20 protein-coding genes and 1 other annotated feature are annotated in these 20993 nt (G+C 42.7%); of the genes, 15 read left to right on the top strand and 5 right to left on the bottom strand.

What is annotated here, in order from left to right:
* The first annotated feature begins 68 nt into the window (after window positions 1-68).
* Together arcB and A1QO_RS16480 are read left to right on the top strand one after the other, a co-directional pair.
* Entirely contained in the window at window positions 69-2414 is a 2346-nt protein-coding gene (arcB, locus tag A1QO_RS16485; protein WP_026026877.1) for an aerobic respiration two-component sensor histidine kinase ArcB, read from the top strand.
* Window positions 2415-2419: 5 nt separating this feature from the next.
* Window positions 2420-2875 carry a hypothetical protein gene (locus tag A1QO_RS16480; RefSeq protein WP_017035423.1) on the top strand — a complete coding sequence of 152 codons (456 nt, stop codon included), beginning with the start codon at window positions 2420-2422 and terminating at the stop codon, window positions 2873-2875.
* A gap of 101 nt (window positions 2876-2976) precedes the next feature.
* Here the strand turns inward: A1QO_RS16480 and arcA are convergent, their stop codons facing one another.
* Window positions 2977-3693 carry a two-component system response regulator ArcA gene (gene arcA, locus A1QO_RS16475; protein WP_017035422.1) on the bottom strand — a complete coding sequence of 239 codons (717 nt, stop codon included), beginning with the start codon at window positions 3691-3693 and terminating at the stop codon, window positions 2977-2979.
* Window positions 3694-4169: 476 nt separating this feature from the next.
* Between arcA and A1QO_RS16470 the strand changes: the two genes are divergently transcribed.
* A complete protein-coding gene (locus A1QO_RS16470; protein WP_017035421.1) occupies window positions 4170-4658 on the top strand; it encodes a putative 4-hydroxy-4-methyl-2-oxoglutarate aldolase in 489 nt (162 codons plus the stop codon).
* A gap of 126 nt (window positions 4659-4784) precedes the next feature.
* Here the strand turns inward: A1QO_RS16470 and A1QO_RS16465 are convergent, their stop codons facing one another.
* On the bottom strand, window positions 4785-5237 hold the full coding sequence (locus tag A1QO_RS16465; protein ID WP_017035420.1) for a hypothetical protein: 453 nt from the start codon (window positions 5235-5237) through the stop codon (window positions 4785-4787).
* Window positions 5238-5508: 271 nt separating this feature from the next.
* Window positions 5509-5624, top strand: a sequence feature (Thr leader region).
* A gap of 29 nt (window positions 5625-5653) precedes the next feature.
* Between A1QO_RS16465 and thrA the strand changes: the two genes are divergently transcribed.
* Genes thrA through thrC form a run of 3 tightly spaced genes read left to right on the top strand, consistent with a single transcriptional unit; the run spans window position 5654 to window position 10364 of the window.
* The gene (gene thrA / locus A1QO_RS16460; protein ID WP_017035419.1) at window positions 5654-8113 is read left to right on the top strand and encodes a bifunctional aspartate kinase/homoserine dehydrogenase I; all 2460 of its coding nucleotides are present in this window, start codon (window positions 5654-5656) and stop codon (window positions 8111-8113) included.
* A 14-nt stretch (window positions 8114-8127) separates the two neighbouring features.
* A complete protein-coding gene (gene thrB, locus A1QO_RS16455; RefSeq protein ID WP_026026524.1) occupies window positions 8128-9084 on the top strand; it encodes a homoserine kinase in 957 nt (318 codons plus the stop codon).
* The gene (gene thrC / locus A1QO_RS16450) at window positions 9081-10364 is read left to right on the top strand and encodes a threonine synthase (protein ID WP_017037347.1); all 1284 of its coding nucleotides are present in this window, start codon (window positions 9081-9083) and stop codon (window positions 10362-10364) included. The genes thrB and thrC overlap by 4 nt, the downstream gene beginning before the upstream one ends.
* A 123-nt stretch (window positions 10365-10487) precedes the next feature.
* Here the strand turns inward: thrC and grcA are convergent, their stop codons facing one another.
* Complete coding sequence (gene grcA / locus A1QO_RS16445; protein ID WP_017035416.1) at window positions 10488-10865, bottom strand: autonomous glycyl radical cofactor GrcA; 378 nt, start codon at window positions 10863-10865, stop codon at window positions 10488-10490.
* A 288-nt stretch (window positions 10866-11153) separates the two neighbouring features.
* On the opposite strand from grcA, the gene nfo reads away from it, so the two are divergent.
* Window positions 11154-12080, top strand: coding sequence for a deoxyribonuclease IV (gene nfo / locus A1QO_RS16440; protein ID WP_017039780.1), 927 nt, complete (start codon window positions 11154-11156; stop codon window positions 12078-12080).
* Between the two features lie 50 nt (window positions 12081-12130).
* Here nfo and A1QO_RS20480 read toward each other — a convergent pair whose 3' ends face one another.
* On the bottom strand, window positions 12131-12286 hold the full coding sequence (locus tag A1QO_RS20480) for a hypothetical protein (protein WP_017035414.1): 156 nt from the start codon (window positions 12284-12286) through the stop codon (window positions 12131-12133).
* A gap of 137 nt (window positions 12287-12423) precedes the next feature.
* On the opposite strand from A1QO_RS20480, the gene ung reads away from it, so the two are divergent.
* Window positions 12424-13092, top strand: a complete 669-nt coding sequence (gene ung, locus A1QO_RS16435; protein WP_017037349.1) for a uracil-DNA glycosylase — start codon at window positions 12424-12426, stop codon at window positions 13090-13092.
* A gap of 193 nt (window positions 13093-13285) precedes the next feature.
* Entirely contained in the window at window positions 13286-13837 is a 552-nt protein-coding gene (locus A1QO_RS16430) for a hemerythrin domain-containing protein (protein WP_017035412.1), read from the top strand.
* Between the two features lie 109 nt (window positions 13838-13946).
* Here the strand turns inward: A1QO_RS16430 and A1QO_RS16425 are convergent, their stop codons facing one another.
* Complete coding sequence (locus tag A1QO_RS16425; protein WP_017035411.1) at window positions 13947-14126, bottom strand: DUF3545 family protein; 180 nt, start codon at window positions 14124-14126, stop codon at window positions 13947-13949.
* Between the two features lie 724 nt (window positions 14127-14850).
* Here A1QO_RS16425 and A1QO_RS16420 point away from each other — a divergent pair.
* From A1QO_RS16420 to deoC, 6 genes are all read left to right on the top strand, one after another.
* A complete protein-coding gene (locus A1QO_RS16420) occupies window positions 14851-16281 on the top strand; it encodes an alanine/glycine:cation symporter family protein (RefSeq protein ID WP_017037351.1) in 1431 nt (476 codons plus the stop codon).
* Between the two features lie 95 nt (window positions 16282-16376).
* Window positions 16377-17150 carry a peroxide stress protein YaaA gene (yaaA, locus tag A1QO_RS16415; protein WP_017035778.1) on the top strand — a complete coding sequence of 258 codons (774 nt, stop codon included), beginning with the start codon at window positions 16377-16379 and terminating at the stop codon, window positions 17148-17150.
* Window positions 17151-17189: 39 nt separating this feature from the next.
* A complete protein-coding gene (locus tag A1QO_RS20475) occupies window positions 17190-17363 on the top strand; it encodes a hypothetical protein (RefSeq protein ID WP_017041601.1) in 174 nt (57 codons plus the stop codon).
* The gene (locus A1QO_RS16410; protein WP_017035776.1) at window positions 17360-18142 is read left to right on the top strand and encodes a TatD family hydrolase; all 783 of its coding nucleotides are present in this window, start codon (window positions 17360-17362) and stop codon (window positions 18140-18142) included. The genes A1QO_RS20475 and A1QO_RS16410 overlap by 4 nt, the downstream gene beginning before the upstream one ends.
* Window positions 18143-18346: 204 nt before the next feature.
* Window positions 18347-19609 (top strand): NupC/NupG family nucleoside CNT transporter, encoded by a 1263-nt coding sequence (locus A1QO_RS16405; protein WP_017035775.1) that lies wholly within the window; start codon window positions 18347-18349, stop codon window positions 19607-19609.
* 525 nt (window positions 19610-20134) lie between these two features.
* Complete coding sequence (gene deoC, locus A1QO_RS16400) at window positions 20135-20911, top strand: deoxyribose-phosphate aldolase (protein ID WP_017035774.1); 777 nt, start codon at window positions 20135-20137, stop codon at window positions 20909-20911.
* Window positions 20912-20993: the final 82 nt, after the last annotated feature.

Genomic DNA, 20993 nt, shown 5'->3' with positions numbered 1-20993 from the left:
ATGAGGTTAGCTTACCTATCTAGGCTAAAAAGAGTAAACTGAATGCCTATTTAATGTGGAAGCCTATGATGAAACCCATAAAAAACCTCGCCCAGTATTATGTCGATCTTCTCGTTAAGCTTGGTATCCTCCGTTTCTCTATCTTACTCGCCATGGCTCTTGTTGCTCTTGCCGTTGTAGTTCAAGTCGGAATCACTTTGGCCTTAAGTGGTCATGTTGACGATATCGATATCGTTCGTTCGGTATTTTTCGGGTTGATCATCACACCATGGGCTGTTTACTTTCTTTCTGTTGTGGTTGATCAGTTGGAAGAGTCTCGCCAGCGGTTGTCAAAATTGGTGTCAAAATTGAAAGATATGCGCTCTCGAGATCAAGAGTTAAACCTTCGCCTTCAACAAAATATAGCAAAATTAAATTTACAAATAGAAGAGCGTATAAAAGCGGAAGAAGCGAGAAAAGAAGCGATCAATGATCTTGAAAATGAAGTGTATCAGCGAGAAAAAACCCAAGTAGAACTGGCTGAGCGAACGGCGTTATTGCGATCGTTTATCGATGCTTCCCCTGACTTGATTTATTATCGTAATGCTGATGGCATATTCTCGGGTTGTAATCGTGCGATGGAAGAGCTCACCGGTAAAAGAGAAAGTGAGTTGGTTGGATTATCACCAAGAGACGTATATAGCAAAGAGATAGCAGAACAGATCATTGATACCGACCAGAAAGTATTTCTTGATAATCAAGCGATCACTTATGAACAATGGCTGGAATACCCCGATGGCAGAAAAAATTACTTTGAATTGAGAAAAGTGCCTTTTTATAGCAAAGAGGGCGCGCATTTAGGTTTGGTGGGATTTGGCCGTGATATTACCGAACGTAAACAGCATGAAGAGTCATTAGAGAAAGCGAGCCGAGATAAAACCACGTTCATTTCAACCATTAGCCATGAACTCCGCACACCACTCAACGGTATTGTGGGGTTAAGTCGCATGTTGCTAGACAGTCAATTAGACAAAGAGCAACGCAATTACATGCAAACAATCAATGTGAGTGCGATAACACTGGGCCATATTTTCAGCGATATTATCGATATGGATAAGTTTGACCGCCGAAAATTAGAGTTACTGCCAACGCCACTTCATTTTGAAGAGTTCATCGCTGAAATAGAAAGCATCTCTGCGCTTATGGCTGAACAAAAGGGCCTTCGGTTTGATCTGGAAAGATTAAGTGCCCTCCCTTCGACGATTCAAGTCGATGGCACACGATTACGGCAAGTACTTTGGAATCTCATTAGCAATGCGATGAAGTTTACCAAAGAAGGTGGCGTCGTGATGACGGTCAGCGCGGAAAGCTATGATGAGCACGCTGACATTGTTATTGAGATTGAAGATACGGGAATCGGCATTGCAGAGAGCGAACTGGATAAAATATTCGCTATGTATTATCAGGTGAAGTCGGGCAAGGATAATCTTCATGCAGTAGGGACAGGGATTGGTTTATCGGTTTCAAAACAGCTGATTAAAATGATGAATGGCGATATATCGGTATCGAGTGAGGAAGGGTTTGGTACCACATTTACTGTGACGATGACGGTGCCTCTTGCTGAGGGTTCAACGACAGATAAAGCCATACCTGTTGTGCAGCCTGGCCTGAATATCTTTATGGTTGAAGACATTGAGTTAAATGTCACCGTTGCCCGCTCATTGCTAGAAAGCCTTGGGCATCAAGTGACGGTAGCCATGACAGGGGAAGAAGCCATTGATACTTTCAATCCGGAGTATTTTGATTTGGTTTTACTGGATATTCAATTGCCCGATATGACGGGGTTTGATGTGGCTCAGTCATACCGACAAACTTACGATGATTTACCGCCTTTAGTCGCCCTAACAGCAAATGTATTGAAGAATAAGAAGGAATACTTAGACAAAGGCATGGATGAGGCATTGAGTAAGCCACTTTCCGTGTTAGCGATTCAAGATGTCATTGCTCGGTTGTGTCAGGCAGAATGTTCATTGAGTGATGCAGCGGCTTCTGAGCCGATTAAAGAAAGCGTCGTATCAGACGATACTTACAGCACTTTACTCGATCTCACGATGTTAGAATCCTATGTCGATATCGTGGGGATCAAGCCAGTTATTGATAGCATTGAAATGTTTGAAGAGATGATGCCTGGCTATATTGAAATTCTCGATTCAAACATGATTGCAAAAGACCAAGACCGAATTGTCTCTGAGGCCCATAAAATAAAAGGCGCCGCTGGCTCCATTGGTTTGAAACGCATTCAAAGTATCGCGCAAAAAGCGCAATCACCAGAAAGGGTGACTTGGTGGGAGAACATTTCTGACTGGGTAGAAGAGATTAAAAATGAATATCAGCATGATATTAAGATATTAAAAGAATGGTTAGCTCAAAGGTAATAATTATGATGAAAAAAATCGCATTGATATCTCTGGCACTGACAGTGCTAGGCGGGTGTCAAAATACGGAAGTGAATTGGCAAGAAAGCAGCACCACGGTCGTTGCGCAAACACAGATTGAGTTAAAAAGCTCACTTTGGGTAGATAGAATGCCAACAATCGGTGAATCATCTCAGTCAGAGGAGAATTTGCATGCTGCCATTTATATTGAATCTCAAGGCGAGTTACCCGCTGAGTTAGATATTAATCGTGTTTCGATTAAACAGGGCGGCGAAGAGTGGCTGATCAGCAGTGAAGAGTTTGATATTCGTACTCATAACTCGAATCAGTGGGAGATCGCATTTGTCTGGCAGTTGCCTGTTAATCCAGGGCTTCCTGTTGATGTGGCATTGCAACTCAGTAGCGACGGTCAAGAGCAGTGGTTGGTTGAACGTGATGTGAACATTGATATGGTTCATTAAGTTGAGTGTCGAATGTTGTAATCTGAACGTGACAAATTGGTAATAAAAAGGCTTGCTATCGATAGCAAGCCTTTCTTGTCATTGATGTACTTAAATGACGATTATTCGTCTAAGTCACCACAGAAACGGTAACCTTCACCGTGAATCGTGGCAATGATCTCTGGCGTACCAGAAACAGATTCGAAGTGTTTACGAATACGTCTGATCGTTACGTCAACTGTACGATCGTGCGGCTTTAATTCGCGTCCAGTCATTTTCTTTAGCAAATCTGCACGAGTTTGAATCTTACCCGGATTTTCACAGAAGTGAAGAAGCGCACGGAACTCAGAGCGTGGAAGCTTGTAGCCGTCGCCACTTGGGCTCACTAGAGAGCGACTGTTAATGTCGAGTACCCAACCGTTAAACTCATATTTTTCTACACTGCGCTTTTCTTCGTGCACATCGCTAGCGTTCATTGAGCGGCTTAAAAGGTTACGAGCACGTATTGTTAGCTCTCTAGGGTTAAAAGGTTTTGTAATGTAATCATCAGCACCAATTTCAAGACCTAAAATCTTATCAACTTCATTGTCTCGTCCGGTTAGAAACATCAACGCTACGTTTGCTTGTTCACGCAGTTCTCTAGCAAGTAAAAGTCCATTTTTGCCTGGAAGGTTAATGTCCATAATAACCAAGTTAACTTGATTATCAGACAGAACTTGGTGCATCTCTTCACCGTCACTGGCTTCAAAAACAGCGTATCCCTCTGCTTCAAAAATACTCTTAAGAGTGTTACGAGTTACTTGTTCATCTTCAACGATAAGGATCTGCGGGGTTTGCATTGTCGGTACCTAAACTTGTGATAAAATTGTGCTAATAGGTTAAATACTAGGCAAAAAAATTACATTTGGTTAATTAATTTTTAATAATAAACTAAAGTTATTAAAAATAATACTACCGTTGCCGACTATCCTTAGTGCCACAATTTGTGGGTAGAATTTCCTTATCCCTTCTGTTAACTCTATTAGTCTATGCCGCAGATTTTATATTTTTAACAGCATGCTAACAATGACTGAATGTTAATTCCTTGAGTTTTGTTGATTTACATCAAGAGTTCAAATGTAACAAATAATAATAGTAATGGGGTTTAGTTGTTAAGCTTATTATGCATCTAAGTGTGCATTTGATACTGTCTTTTTGTCTTTCTGCCAAGATGCACATCGGAATTAAACAAGGTTACCCTTACTTCAGGAGGAAGACTTGACCAAGCCATCGTCCTAGTAAGCAGCAAAGGATTAACATTAATCATGGAGGAACTATGAACGATATAACACCGGATATTTGTGACCAGTATGAAGATAAGGTGACTCTCATTGAGCAGCCCTTACAAAACTTTGGTTTAAGAGATGCTTTTTTTGGCCAAATTGAAACGGTACGTTGTTATCACGACAATTCGAAAGTTCGAGATGTTTTGGCGACAAACGGCAAAGGGAAAGTACTGGTTGTTGATGGCAGCCATTCTTGTCGAAAAGCACTGATGGGTGATCAGGTCGCCATTCTCGCCATTGAAAATGGTTGGGAAGGGGTGATCATTTTTGGTGCGGTAAGGGATGTTGCTCAACTATCTCAAATGGATCTCGGCATCAAAGCGTTAGGTGCATGTCCGTTTAAAACAGAGAAAAGAGGGGCGGGCGATGTCAACGTAACGTTATCGATACAGAACCAGATGATTCAACCTGGTGATTACATCTACTCGGATTGGAATGGTGTTATTACATCAAAAGAGAAGCTGATCGAATCATCATAATATCGGCTTTGGGATGAAGCTGACCGCCACGACTACTCCCTATTAATCGGGTACTAGTAAGTCGTTGGTATCTCTGAGGGTTGATTCTTTAACTGAAGGGAGGCGGGATTATTCGTATATTGAGGTTTAAAAGCGAAATCCAAACCCTAACTCAATACCTTGTTGCCACTCTTGATAATCGAGAGTGGCGTGTAAATCGATATTCTCAGTTAACTTCATTCGGCTAGAGACCTCTGCCGAAAGCGCACCAGATTTCGTGTCATTGACGACTTCGGAATAAGAATGAAGAGAGCTTTTTACAGAAACTCGATTGGTCAATTGATAACTAACACCACTTAACAACCCATTGCCATCACTGTCTGCATTGTTTATACGAGTACCGACGTACAAATCAATGTTATCGAAAAGGCTGTACGAGTAACCGGTGTCAACTTTCCATGAATCGAATTGGTTTGAGCCTTGCTCACTGGTCACAAAAAGTCGATGGGGAGAAGAGGTCGCATTAGAAAGTGGGGGCAGTGGAGACGCGACGACATAAGAACTGAACGTCAGCATGATAAGACTGAATAGTATCTTCATGGGCCACTCCTTTGCCGTACTTTGTTATTTTTGTTTAAGCCTAAGTAAAGCACAAAATCTAACCAACTGTCAGCCCTTCTATATAGTAATTAGTTATTAAAACCTTCATTTTTGATATTTAGCCGTAAACGATTGCATTACAGCAAAATAAACAAGGTAATTAGCGTGAAAAGTTAAAAAAACCAACTTTTCGTTGACTATATGAGCCTAAATAAGGTAAACGTATAGTTAATGAGACACGAGGTTAGAGAAATTTCTATGCTATATGCCCGCACACTAGTAATGACCACCATTATTATTACCGACATGACCAATGTTGGGGCAGGCTGCTAACCGAAAAGAAATTCAAAAAAGGCCTGTATCCAACGAGATACAGGCCTTTTTTTATATCAGTTTAAAAACTTTGGAGAGAAGGGATGCGAGTATTAAAGTTTGGAGGTTCATCATTAGCGGATGCTGATCGTTTTTTAAGAGCGGCGGATATCATCGCTAATAATGCACAGCAAGAAGAAGTGGCCGTCGTACTGTCGGCACCAGGTAAAACAACCAATAAGTTAGTCGCAGTCATAGAAGCGGCTCTTCAAAACGGTGAAGCTGATTTACAGATCTCAGAACTTGAGTCGTCTTTTAAAGAGCTGTTTGAGAAAATTAAGTCTGAACTGCCTAATGTTTGCGGTAAAGGCTTTAACGAGCAAATGAAAACCTCTTTATCTCAATTACGCCAGTTCGTTCATGGCATCAATTTATTGGGCATGTGCCCTAACCATGTGAATGCTCGCATTATCAGTAAAGGCGAACGAATTTCAATTCAATTGATGAAGTCGGTTCTTGAAGCGAAAAATCAACCAGCGAGTCTGATTGATCCTGTCCAGTATCTTTTTGCGAAAGGCGACCACCTTGAAGCCATGGTCGATGTGGAAGTTTCAACCCAGAACTTTAAACAAACCCCTCTTCCAGAAGGCCATGTGAATATCATGCCTGGTTTTACAGCGGGTAATGAAAAAGGTGAATTGGTTACTCTAGGGCGTAATGGTTCGGACTATTCGGCTGCGGTATTAGCGGCTTGTTTACGTGCTGATTGTTGTGAGATTTGGACAGATGTAGATGGCGTTTACAACTGTGACCCGCGCTTAGTTGACGATGCGCGCCTGTTAAAATCATTGAGCTATCAAGAAGCGATGGAGCTGTCGTATTTTGGAGCGTCAGTACTTCATCCTAAAACCATCGCACCGATTGCCCAATTTCACATACCATGTTTGATCAAAAACAGCTTTAACCCACAAGGTGCGGGTACGTTAATTGGCCAAGATACTGGCGAAGATAACCTGGCAATCAAAGGGATCACCACGCTGAATGACCTGACGATGGTTAACGTTTCAGGGCCTGGTATGAAAGGCATGGTTGGAATGGCAAGCCGTGTCTTTGGCGCCATGTCATCAGCAGGTGTGTCTATTGTGCTTATTACACAATCCTCGTCGGAATACAGTATCAGCTTTTGTATTGAATCTGTGGATAAGCTACGCGCGAAACAAGTGTTGAGCGATGCTTTTGAACTTGAGTTAAAAGATGGCTTACTTGAGCCTGTTGAATTCATGGATAATGTCGCTATCGTGACACTGGTCGGTGATGGCATGCGTACTTCTCGCGGTGTTGCATCACAGTTCTTCGCTTCACTGGCTGAAGTTAATGTCAACATTGTGGCTATCGCACAAGGTTCTTCTGAGCGAGCCATTTCTGCGGTTATCCCTGAAGACAAAATTGCGGAAGCGATTAAAGCGTGTCATGAGAACCTGTTTAATTCAAAGCACTTCTTGGATGTTTTCGTTGTCGGTATCGGTGGCGTTGGTGGCGAATTAGTGGATCAGATTCAGCGTCAGCAAGCGAAACTGGCTGATAAAGGTATTGTGATTCGCGTGTGTGGCTTAGCCAATAGCAAGGGCTTGTTGCTCGATAGTGCGGGCTTACCTTTGGAGCATTGGCGAGACCTAATGCAAAACACCACGGAAGAGTTTAGCTTAGCGCGCCTTATTTCTTTGGTGCAACGTAACCACATTATCAACCCTGTGTTAGTGGATTGTACGTCCAGCGAAGTGATTGCTAACCAGTATGCGGATTTCCTAGGAGCGGGTTTCCACGTCGTTACACCCAATAAGAAAGCCAATACATCCAGCATGGCGTATTATCACCAATTGCGTGAGGTTGCCCGTAGCTCCCGTCGTAAATTAATGTATGAAACAACGGTTGGTGCCGGCCTTCCAGTTATCGAGAACTTGCAGAACTTAATCTCTGCGGGTGATGAACTGGAAAAATTCAACGGTATCTTATCTGGATCGCTTTCTTACATTTTCGGCAAGCTAGATGAAGGAATGACCCTCAGCCAAGCGACCAATATCGCCAAAGATAATGGTTTTACTGAACCGGACCCTCGTGACGATCTTTCCGGTATGGATGTGGCTCGTAAACTGCTCATTCTTGCTCGTGAAGCGGGTATGGCATTAGAGCTAGAAGATGTGATTGTTGATCAAGCGCTGCCACCGGGCTTTGATGATTCAGGCAGTGTTGAAGAGTTTATGGCGCGCTTACCAGAAGCTGATGCTTATTTCCAACAGCTTTGTGCTGATTCCGCTAAAGAAGGCAAGGTATTGCGATATGTGGGTGAAATTCAAGATGGGAAATGCAAGGTTCGCATTGCTGCCGTTGATGAAAATGACCCAATGTACAAAATTAAAGACGGTGAAAATGCGTTGGCATTTTACAGTCGCTATTATCAACCTATTCCATTGGTCCTTCGCGGCTATGGTGCAGGCACAGAAGTAACCGCAGCAGGGGTTTTCTCTGATGTTATGCGTACCCTTGGTTGGAAGTTAGGAGTATAACCATGAGTAACTCGATGGATGTAGTGGTTTATGCTCCTGCCTCGATAGGCAACGTGAGCGTTGGTTTTGATGTTCTGGGCGCAGCGGTCTCACCAATTGATGGCACTCTGTTGGGTGATAGAGTGCTGGTAAAAAGTGGCAGCCAACCTTTTAGTTTAAAAACAGCCGGAAGCTTTGTTGCTAAGTTGCCGAGTAACATGGAAGACAACATAGTTTATGATTGCTGGGTCGTGTTTGCTCGTGAATTAGCCAAAAAGAATGTTGAGCTTAAGCCGTTAGAAATGACGCTTGAAAAAAACATGCCTATCGGCTCAGGGCTGGGTTCTAGCGCGTGTTCAATCGTTGCTGCTCTGGATGCTCTTAACCGATTTCATGGGCAACCATTAAATGAAACCGAACTGTTAGCATTAATGGGTGAGATGGAAGGTAAGATCTCTGGTGGTATCCACTACGATAACGTGGCTCCATGTTATCTAGGTGGCTTACAACTGATGTTGGAAGAGCTAGGTATCATTAGCCAGGAAGTCCCATGTTTTGATGAGTGGTACTGGGTGATGGCGTATCCAGGTATTACCGTTTCTACCGCTGAAGCGCGTGAAATACTGCCTTCTCAATATCGTCGTCAAGATATCATTGCTCATGGCCGACACTTAGCGGGTTTTATTCACGCTTGCCATTCTGGTCAGCCTGAATTAGCGGCAAAAATGATCAAAGACGTGATCGCAGAACCATATCGTGAGAAACTGCTCCCCGGTTTTGCTGACGCGAGAAAGTACGCAATGTCAGCAGGGGCGCTAGCCACCGGAATTTCTGGTAGTGGCCCAACGCTATTTAGTGTTTGTAAAGATAAAGAAGTCGCTGAGCGAGTTGCTCGTTGGCTTGAACAAAATTATGTACAAAATCAAGAAGGATTCGTCCATGTTTGTCGTTTAGACAAGCAAGGCTCGACCGTTACAGGAAGTTCACTATGAAGCTCTACAACATCAAAGAAAATGATGAACAAGTCTCTTTTAGCCAAGCCGTTCGCCAAGGTCTAGGCCGTAATCAAGGGCTATTTTTCCCATCAGAATTACCTAAGTTTGACGACATTGATGCGCTACTAGCAGAAGATTTTACGTCTCGCAGTGCAAAAATCTTGTCAGCACTCATTGGTGATGAATTGTCAAAAGAAACGGTGACTGGCTTAGTGGCAGAAGCGTTTCAATTTCCTGCACCGATTAAGCAAGTGAAAGAGGGTGTTTATGCACTAGAGCTATTTCACGGACCAACACTCGCCTTTAAAGATTTTGGTGGCCGTTTTATGGCTCAATCTCTTGCGGCAGTCTCTAATGGCGGGAAAATCACGATTTTAACAGCCACATCTGGTGATACTGGCGCTGCGGTAGCCCATGCCTTTTATGGTATGGAAGACATTAACGTTGTGATTCTTTATCCGAAAGGAAAGATCAGCCCACTGCAAGAAAAGCTATTTTGTACCCTGGGTGGAAATATTCACACTGTGGCGATTGATGGTGATTTTGATGCTTGTCAGGCTCTTGTAAAACAGTCTTTCGATGATGCTCAGTTACGTGAAGATATTGGTTTAAACTCGGCGAACTCTATTAATATTAGCCGTTTAATGGCTCAGATTTGTTATTACTTTGAGGCAGCCTCTCAACTGAGTAAGCAAGAACGTGAAAACTTGGTGGTTTCTGTTCCTAGTGGCAATTTTGGTAATTTAACAGCAGGTCTACTTGCCAAAGCACTAGGCCTGCCAATTAAGCGCTTTATCGCTGCAACCAACGCGAATGATACGGTTCCACGTTACTTAGAAACGGGTAAGTGGGATCCAAAACCAACCGTTGCAACAACGTCAAATGCGATGGATGTGAGTCAACCCAACAACTGGCCACGTATCGAAGAGCTGTGCCAATTAAAAGGTTGGGGTCTTGATACGCTAGGTAAAGGCATGGTAACTGATGAGCAAAGTGCAGAGTCTGTCCGTGATTTGCATAACGAAGGCTATTTATGTGAACCGCATGGTGCAATCGCTTACCGTGTTTTAAGTGAACAGCTGCAAGACGGTGAAACAGGCTTATTCTTGTGTACCGCTCACCCTGCTAAGTTTAAAGAAGTGGTCGATGAGATCTTATCTACCGATATTGATGTCCCAGGGCCTTTAGCTAAGCACGGAGCGATGGAATTGTTGTCAGAAGATCTGGCCGATGACTTTGATGCGCTTAAAGCGGTATTACGCCGAGTACAGAGTTAACAGAATGATACGAATAAGCCTCGAAATTAACTGATGGGGCTTACAACTAGAAAAGCGGCGCTATCTGATAGCGCCGCTTTTTTATATCACTTGAAACTTATGTCACTTTAAACTTTCGTTTAATTATAGAGACTCAGTGAAAGTACGTGCGATAACGTCTTTCTGCTGTTCAGTGGTGAGTGAGTTAAAACGCACCGCGTAACCAGAAACACGAATAGTAAGCTGTGGGTAGTTTTCTGGATGTGCAATAGCATCTTCCAGAGTTTCACGCTTAAGAACGTTAACATTCAGGTGTTGACCACCTTCAATTTTAGCGGGAGTTTCGATGGCAACTTCACGGCTTTCGTACTCGCCAAGATCGCTAATAGCAACAACTTGGTCTGCTTCGTAACCGCTTGCAGCAGCAACACAACGAGCTTCGTTTGTCTCGCTGTCTAGCAGCCAAATTGAGTTAAGTAGATCGTCGTTTGCAGCCGTTGTAATTTGAATACCTTGGATCATAACTTTCTCCTAGTCCACGTACGTGGTACTTGTTGTTAAATTTTAAGTTGAGCAAAAAATTCTTATCTGATGCCGTCTATTTTAATATTGATTTGGGTCAAAAGACAACCAAAAACATTATCTTTATTAAGGTTATTTTATTGATCTAGATCAATAAGTGACTGTTAAATAATGAATTATAAAATATTTTATAGATTAAAATAAATTTTAACGTGATCTTTGTTGTAATTTTACAACATTGAAGAAAGATGATTTTTGGATAAAAACACGCTATAAAACGACGAAATAATGAATAAAATCAAGTTTGTGAATGATCGATTAGACGGTGAGTTTGTGGCAATGAATATAAAAAACTATGGTAACAAGTTGATAGGGGCTCATGTATCGGCAGCGGGTGGTGTTGATCTCGCACCATTGAGAGCGAGAGAAATTGGAGCGAATGCTTTTGCATTATTCACTAAAAATCAAAGGCAATGGAAAGCCAAGCCGCTTGAGGCCAACACCATTAGCGCATTTAAAGCGAACTGTAAAATGCTGGGCTTTACCACAGAACATATTCTTCCTCATGATTCGTATCTTATAAACCTTGGTGCCCCAGAAGAAGAAAAGCTTCTTAAATCGAGAGCCGCGTTTATTGATGAAATGGAACGATGTGAACAATTGGGTCTGACTCTGCTGAATTTTCATCCTGGGAGCCATTTAAAGAAGATCTCTGAGGATGAGTGTCTAGCTTTGATTGCAGAATCGATAAACTTAGCGCACCAAGCCGTTCCCAATGTGATTGCCGTCATTGAGAATACTGCAGGGCAGGGGACTAATCTGGGATGGCGTTTTGAACACCTAGCGGCAATTATTGAGCAAGTTGAAGATAAAACGCGCGTCGGAGTCTGCCTCGATACTTGCCACACCTTCAGTGCAGGGTATGACTTACGTAGTAAAGAAGCGTGCGACAAAACGTTCGATGAATTCGATCGTGTCGTTGGTATGCACTATCTTCGTGCGATGCATATTAATGATTCTAAAGTAGAATTGGCTAGTCGTGTGGATCGTCACCATTCACTAGGGAAAGGGGAAATAGGTTGGAGCTGCTTTGAATACATCGCTAAAGATCCACGTTTTGATTCTATCCCATTGATTTTAGAAACAATTGATCCAGATATTTGGCCTGATGAAATAAATACATTGAGAAACATTCATTTAAACTCAATCAGTTAATTGTGGGTTTGTAAAAGTTGGCACTGATCTTTCATTACTCCTCATGAGAGTCAACATTTGATAGCGAGACGGCGTAATAAGCCAAATTCATGTTGAGCTAGAAAAGCGTTGATGGCTGCATATTTAATGGTTGTACAAAAGAGGAGTGCCATTATGTCAACGAGAACCCATACACCGAGTGCTTTTACGTCAAGAGCGTCACGCATGCCAACCCCTAATCGTCATATTACGGGGCCTGGCCATTTTCGAACCCCCCAAAAAACATCGTGAGTAAGATCGGATCCCTGTAAATTGCATACATTCTGTATAAAATGGATAAAACTGCAATTTATAGGGATACTTGATGACGCGTTCTCTTCAATGGTGTGATTTTATCGATGCCGAAAAACAATTAGACTACTTTACCGAGATGATGGCGTTTATATCAAACGAACGTTTGTCTGGAAAATCCATTTACCCAACGCCAGACCATGTGTTTAGTGCGTTTGAGCTTACGCCTTTTGATAAGGTTAAAGTCGTTATTATTGGTCAAGACCCTTATCACGGCCCAGATCAGGCTCACGGGTTAAGCTTTTCTGTTCTCCCTAATGTGAAAACTCCCCCTTCACTGTCCAACATGTACAAAGAGTTAGCACAAGATATTGAAGGCTTTGAGATCCCCGAGCATGGATACCTTCAGAAGTGGGCCGAGCAAGGTGTGTTGTTACTAAATACAGTGCTCACTGTCGAGCAAGGTAAAGCGCACTCTCATTCCAAAATTGGTTGGGAACGGTTTACCGACAAAGTGATTGATACATTAGCTCAGCAAGGTGAAGGCATTGTGTTTTTACTCTGGGGAGCGCATGCCCAGAAGAAGGGAAGATTTATTGATCAAAATAGCCATTACGTTTTAAGCGCACCTCATCCATCGCCTCTTTCTGCCCATCGCGGTTTTTTCGGCTGTCGGCATTTCTCTCAAGCGAATGAACTTTTAATGAAGCAAAAAAAATCTCCGATTGATTGGATGCTTTAACATAAGGCTATGTGACTGTGTATTGCCGGATAAAAAACATAAACATAAAGAAATGCATGCCAGAAGAAGCTATGAGCCAACTTATGAATCAAAGACAACAAATCACTATTTGATGGTTATTTGAACAAGCTCAATATGCGTTAAGGTTGTCTCATATACACTGACTAGAAGTAGGTGTTATGGAGAGACTATTATGATGATAGAAAGGATTCGGCGTGAGCATGGGTATATGGTCCGCTTACTGGCAATATTGAACAAAAAGTTACTGTTGTTGAAAGATGAACAAGCTATTAGTTACTCGCTCGTGCGAGATATCGTTGATTACCTGACCAACCATTCAGAGAAAGTGCATCACCCAAAAGAAGATATTCTTTATCACTACTTTCTGACGCATTATGGGCATCAATTTGAGATCAGCAATCTTGAGCATGAGCATCAACAGCTGTCTGAGAAAACACATGAATTTCTGAATGTGGTCGATATGATTCTCAAGGATGCAGTGATCCCACAAGAGTTATTTATTAGCCTTCTCGACGAGTTTTTATTGGCGCAAAGGCGTCACTTAGAAGTGGAAGAAGGAGCGGTTTTACCTCTGATTGAGCGAACGTTCAAGGCGAGTGATTGGCAAAAGGTAGAGGAGTTGTGGGATGTCAGTGAGGATGATCCCTTATTCGGTGATACCATTGCTGACAAGTATCAGCAGTTGTCTCGAAGAATTACTTTGCTGGAATCTGAGTCTCTGTGATGATGAATCGCTGCAAGAGGCATTGACGATTGTGGCGAATGACTAAAACCAAAGGCGCTAATTTGAGTGTTAGCGCCTTTACTTTTTTTATTCAAACAATGAACTCAGGCTAAATATCTAAGTCTTCTACTTTAAAGTTCATATCCATATCAAGCAGTTCTTTTTGTAAACGCTGGCGGTCTTTGATTGCTTCTATTTCTCTCCACTTGCGTTTGACCGGTTTAGAGCGAGTTGCTTTACCTCGTGGGAATGATATATCCATAACGTCATCGAACTGCATGCCTTCCATAAGCCACCTCAATTTATTCTATTAAGCCTGAAACAGAGTCTTTTTAATACCACGGTTTGCATAAGCCTATCCTTGATTTGTTTCTCATTTGTTTCTTTTTTATGAAGGTTTTATGTGTGTTTCTTACTAAGTATCACAAAAATAAAAGCCGAAATGATGAATAACTGAGCAAGTAGATGACGAAGATGAATAAAGTTTTCCGCTGATTTGGACAGAGAGGTGATGGGCTTCTAGGTTGGATAATCGTTAACATTTACCTTTTTGGTTCGCTTAATGTCAGTCAAACATCCATTAGGTGTCGTTAAATCCCTGAAAACGCGCCGCTCCTTTCTCTCACTGCCCTAAACCGCTTTTTACTATCAAATGATGCCTGATGGACGTAATAAATTATTAATGTTGAAACTTAACAATGTCTATGTGTGGCACTTGTGATTTATTTTGGTTTTTTGTGTTAAATTCACAATGAAAATTAGCGGATAATTACATGAGTATGAAACATTGTGATTATTGATTTTTGTGAATCCAAGCGTCATCATCCTGCGGTCAAAAAAGATATGGATGATGAGTTAGACAACGATAGCGGTTTAACACAACAAGCATCATTACAAAAATAATAGATATTTATTGCTCTGCCGTTGATGAGCAATATGAGTTTTTAGCACTAAGCTCTGTAAGCCCCTGGCTTGTTTAGCTAAAAGTAGTGCAAATACCGAAAGAGGTTCTTGTGACAGACTTAATTAATTTGATGAACGATCTCCTCTGGGGTTCGATTCTAGTTTATTTACTTGTTGGCGTTGGTATCTACTTTACTGTGCGTCTTGGTTTCATTCAGTTTCGCCATTTCGGCCACATGTTTAGTGTTCTTAAAAATAGCCGTAAAGCAGATAAAGCGGGTATCTCATCTTTTCAGGCCCTTTGTACTAGCTTAGCTGCTCGTGTCGGTACCGGTAATATGGCGGGGGTTGCGGTAGCTCTAACCGCTGGTGGCCCTGGCGCCATTTTCTGGATGTGGTTGATTGCCATGCTCGGTATGGCGACATCATTTGCGGAAAGCACGCTGGCCCAACTGTATAAAACACGTGATAACGATGGTAACTACCGTGGTGGCCCGGCTTACTACATGGAAAAAGGCCTGGGTATGCGTTGGATGGGGGTACTGTTTTCTATATTCCTCATCATAGCCTTCGGATTGGTATTCAATGCCGTACAAGCCAATGCAATAGCAGGTGCCATGAACAATGCGTTTGGTTTTGAAGAGCTGTACGTTGGTATCGCTATTGTTATTATCTCAGCGTTCGTCATCTTTGGTGGAATCCGTAAGATTGCTCGCACAGCAGAGCTGATTGTTCCTGTTATGGCATTGGCTTACTTGTTGATCGCGATTTACGTTATGTTGATGAACATTGAAAAGGTGCCGGATGTATTGGCCTTAATCTTCAAAAGCGCATTTGGTTTTCAAGAAGCGGCTGCGGGCGGGCTTGGTTATGCCATTGCTCAAGCGATGATTCAAGGGATTAAGCGCGGTCTATTTTCAAACGAAGCAGGTATGGGTTCTGCACCTAATGCGGCAGCGTCTGCGACACCGTATCCACCGCACCCTGCTTCACAGGGTTATGTTCAGATGCTGGGTGTATTCACAGATACGATCGTGATCTGTTCATGTACGGTGGCTATTATCTTAATGTCTGGTGAATACGTTCCTCACGGTGAAATTACCGGTATTGAGTTAACGCAGCGTGCATTAACGGCTCAAGTCGGTGATTGGGGTGGAATCTTTGTTGCGGTGGCGATTTTCTTCTTTGCCTTTACATCTATCATTGCGAACTACTCCTACGCAGAAACGAATCTGATATTCTTAGAGCACAACAATAAGAAAGGATTGGCGCTGTTTAGGGTTGTGGTGCTTGGTATGGTGATGTTCGGTTCGCTAGCTTCTCTACCAACCGTGTGGGCACTGGCTGATGTCTCTATGGGGTTAATGGCCATAGTGAACTTGGTGGCGATCATCTTGTTGTCTGGTATCGTGATCAAACTGGCCAAAGATTACAATCGCCAATTGGATGCGGGTAAGCTTCCTACATTTGATGCGAATGACTTTCCAGAGCTTCAATCTCAGTTAGAAGATGGTATTTGGGATAACAGCAAAAAAAGCTAATCGGTTTGACTTATTAGAGTAATTGAAAAGCCATGCAGACAATGCGTGGCTTTTTTTGTAGTCTAGAGACGTCTCATGAATATGGAATTTACACTATGCTAGTCGTTATCTCACCTGCAAAAACGTTGGACTACGAGTCTCCGTTACCTACAGAGCAATTTACTCAGCCAGATTTTATCCCCCATTCTAAAGAGCTTATCGATGAATGCCGTAAGCTGACCCCAGCGGATATTACCGCCTTGATGAAGGTCAGTGACAAAATTGCAGGACTCAATGTGGCTCGGTTTGAGCAGTGGAGCGAAACCTTCTCGTTCGAAAACGCCCGCCAAGCACTCTTTGCATTTAAAGGGGATGTGTACACAGGGTTAGATGCGGCCACTCTTTCTCAAGGAGATTTGGACTTTGCTCAACAGCACTTACGAATGTTGTCGGGTTTATATGGCCTACTCAAACCTTTAGACCTCATGCAGCCATACCGCCTTGAAATGGGAACGAAACTGGCTAATACGCGTGGCACCAATCTGTATCAGTTTTGGGGTAACCTGATTACCGATAAATTGAATCACGATATCAATGTCCAAGGCGATAATGTATTGATCAATTTAGCCTCCAATGAATACTTTAAAGCGGTCAAGCCAAAGAGCTTAGATGCAACGGTGATAACGCCAGTGTTCAAAGATTGCAAAAATGGGCAGTATAAAGTCATCAGCTTTCACGCAAAGAAAGCACGCGGCATGATGGCTCGATATATTATCGAAAATAGGGTTGATTCGATTGAAGCATTGACTCAGTTCGATAGCGCAGGTTATTACTTTGTTGAAGCTGAATCTTCACACAAAGAGCTCGTGTTTAAACGTGAAGAACGCTAACCCGTTTTAGGCGGGCGTATTTAGAAGGTAAGCGCGGCAATGGTGAAGTGGCTAACGTTTTGGTTAAATAAATACGATGCATGGTGCGTGTCTATGGGGCTGACACCAGAAAATAAGCGCAGCTGTGTGCCTTACAAAAAAGATCCATCGACCGAAAACGAATCAATCGCGGAGAGTCATTCAATGGTTGATAATGACAAGAAAAAGCCATGACAATGCCCCCTTTGTTTGATACGCATTGTCACTTTGACTTTGAGCACTTTCAAGGTGACTTCAATGCAGAACTATCGTCAGCTGAGCGAGAAGGGGTAAAGAAGTTTCTTATTCCTGCAATAAATGAGAGCAACTGGCAAGCGGTGCAATTGCTCTCTTCGCAGCACCCTCAAATTTACCATGCTTTGGGTTTCCACCCTTATTTTCTTAATGATTCAGTAGAGCAAGACGTCAAAGCCCTTTCGCAGGCTCTTGAACTCCGTTCCCCTCAGTGTGTTGCCATTGGCGAATGTGGGCTCGACTTTTCAATTGATGCCTCCCAAGCATTGCAAGAACGGTATTTGTTAATACAACTAGAACTGGCTCAGCAGTATCAATTACCCGTTATTCTTCATTGTCATAAAGCGAACCATCGCCTCATCCCATTATTAAAAAAGTACCCGCTTGCTAAAGGAGGTATATTGCACGGTTTTTCCGGCAGCTTGCAGCAAGCGATGGATTTTATTGAATTGGGTTTTTATATCGGTGTGGGTGGAACCATCACCTACCCAAGGGCGAACAAAACGAGAAAGACAATGTCTGATTTACCATTGGACTATTTGGTTATTGAAACCGATGCGCCTGATATGCCTATGTGCGGTTTTCAAGGGAAGAAAAATCACCCTAAAATGTTGCCAAAAGTCTTATCAGAACTGGCGTTGCTTAAAGAGCAATCAGAGCAAACGGTTGCGCAATCGTTGTGGGAAAGTAGCCATAGATCGCTATTTATTTGTGAATGAATTCTAAATAAGTTGTAGGTTCTATGATTTTTGTATGAGTTTGATGTGATTTGAATCACAATTGTGAATGAATAAAGTGTGTGTCTTAACAGAAAGTGTGAGTGCAGCATTACTTTATCTCATTCATGCTGCGTATAATCACCGTGCTTTTTAGCTCCACTTTTGTCACACGCCAATAAATAACTAATAAGGAAATCATAAACTATGAGCCTGTTTATGAGTATCATCGGGATGTTCGTTCTGCTTGGAATAGCAGTTCTTTTATCTGACAACCGCAAAGCGATTAACCTACGTACTGTAGGCGGCGCTTTCGCAATCCAATTTATAATCGGTGGTTTCGTACTTTACGTACCATGGGGTCGCGATCTTCTTGCTGGCTTCTCTGCTGGTGTACAGAACGTAATCGACTACGGTAAAGACGGTACAGGGTTCCTATTTGGAAACCTAGTTAACTTCTCAGTTGATGGTATCGGCTTCATTTTTGCTTTCCAAGTACTACCAACTCTTATCTTCTTCTCTGCATTAATCTCTGTACTTTACTACATTGGTGTTATGCAGTGGGTTATCAAGATTCTGGGTGGTGGTCTACAAAAAGCATTGGGCACATCTCGTGCAGAATCAATGTCTGCTGCTGCGAACATTTTCGTAGGTCAAACAGAAGCACCACTTGTGGTTCGTCCGTTTATTCCTAAGATGACTTCATCTGAGCTATTTGCAGTAATGTGTGGTGGCCTAGCATCTGTTGCCGGTGGTGTACTAGCGGGTTATGCATCAATGGGTGTTCCACTAGAGTACCTAGTTGCTGCGTCATTCATGGCGGCACCTGGTGGTCTATTATTCGCAAAAATCATCAAGCCAGAAACAGAACAGGCTGCTGATGAGCTAGGTGATGACATTGACGGCGGCGCTGATAAACCAGCTAACGTTATCGATGCAGCAGCAAGTGGCGCATCTGTTGGTCTTCAACTAGCACTAAACGTTGGCGCAATGCTACTTGCTTTCATTGGCCTTATCGCGCTAGTGAACGGCATCATCGGTGGTGTTGGCGGTTGGTTCGGTATGGGACACCTAACACTAGAAATGCTTCTAGGTTGGTTGTTTGCTCCTCTAGCATTCCTAATTGGTGTGCCTTGGGCTGAAGCAACAGTTGCTGGTTCTTTCATCGGCCAAAAACTGGTTGTGAACGAATTCGTAGCGTACCTAAACTTTGTACCTTACGTGGGTGAAAATGCTCAAGTTCTTGCATCAACTGGTGCTGTGATGTCTGAGAAGACGCAAGCTATCATTGCCTTTGCACTATGTGGCTTCGCTAACCTGTCTTCTATCGCGATTCTACTTGGTGGTCTAGGTGGTCTTGCTCCTAGCCGTCGTCAAGAGATTGCACGCATGGGTGTTAAAGCCGTTGCAGCAGGTACTCTATCTAACCTAATGGCGGCAACTATTGCTGGCCTATTCCTCTCTTTCTAAGAAAGAAGAGTCAGTTTATATAGACGCCTTGTAATCAAGCCCCGTAGCCACCTAGTGTGCTGCGGGGCTTTTTGTTTTCTGGCAATACATTTTTTGGGGTTAGCGGATAAATAGCTTTTATCGCTAAGAGGTGAACAAGGAGTAAGATAGAGTTAGATTTTTGAGATACAAACCGTTTGCGTTTTATTTGGTGCTACAGTTTTGCAATGAATATCTATACTGTATAGGTTAGATACACATTGTTGAGTGGGTGAATAACAACTCTTCACGGTAATACATCTCAAAATAGGCATATGATTTGCCTACGCAGACACCGCAATCATTGATTGTAGTGCCATGGACCATAATTGGTACTGTGCGGTGACAAGGATAGCAATTAGTACATGTTCGCTGTATGTACTGAGTCTTCAAGGAACCAAGTCCGTTCATTTAAGGCTATTGAGCCCGCTTTGCCCCAACGTTAAATTGCTAATATGGGTGCGAGTTCGATAGAAAATGAATTGAATATATTGATCGGAGATAGAAATGAGCGATTTAAAAGCAGCAGCACTACGAGCACTTAAATTAATGGATCTAACCACGCTAAATGATGATGACACCGATGCAAAGGTGATCTCACTGTGTCATGACGCGAAAACAGCCGTAGGTAACACTGCTGCAATTTGTATTTACCCTCGCTTTATTCCCATTGCGAAGAAGACATTGCGTGAACAAGGCACACCAGACGTGCGCATTGCAACCGTGACAAATTTCCCTCATGGTAATGACGATATTGACATCGCCGTTGCAGAAACAAAGGCAGCCGTTGCTTACGGTGCTGATGAAGTGGATGTTGTCTTCCCATACCGTGCGTTAATTGCTGGCAATGAAAAAGTCGGCTTTGAGTTGGTTAAGCAATGTAAAGAAGCGTGTGGCGATATTTTATTAAAAGTGATCATCGAAACGGGTGAGTTGAAAGAAGAAGCATTGATTAAGAAAGCATCGCAGATTTGTATTGAAGCGGGTGCCGATTTCATCAAAACTTCAACGGGTAAAGTACCAGTGAACGCTACGCCAGAATACGCACGCATGATGCTTGAAGTTATTCGCGATATGGGCGTTGCTAAAACGGTCGGCTTTAAGCCTGCTGGTGGTGTTCGCACTGCGGAAGATGCACAAGCTTACCTTGGTATGGCTGATGATCTTTTAGGTGCCGATTGGGCTGACAATATGCATTATCGTTTTGGAGCATCAAGCCTACTAACCAATCTACTTAACACATTAGAAGTGACAGACCAAACAGCGGATCCTGCCGCGTACTAAATCTATAACTGTCTGTTTTATGAAGTGGTGAAAGTTCACCACTTCATCTCTTTATTCTACAAACCAATGTTTACAGCAAACT

The sequence above is a fragment of the Vibrio genomosp. F10 str. ZF-129 genome (genome assembly GCF_000287055.2).
GTDB lineage: Bacteria > Pseudomonadota > Gammaproteobacteria > Enterobacterales > Vibrionaceae > Vibrio.
This window is presented reverse-complemented; position numbering and strand designations above follow the sequence as displayed.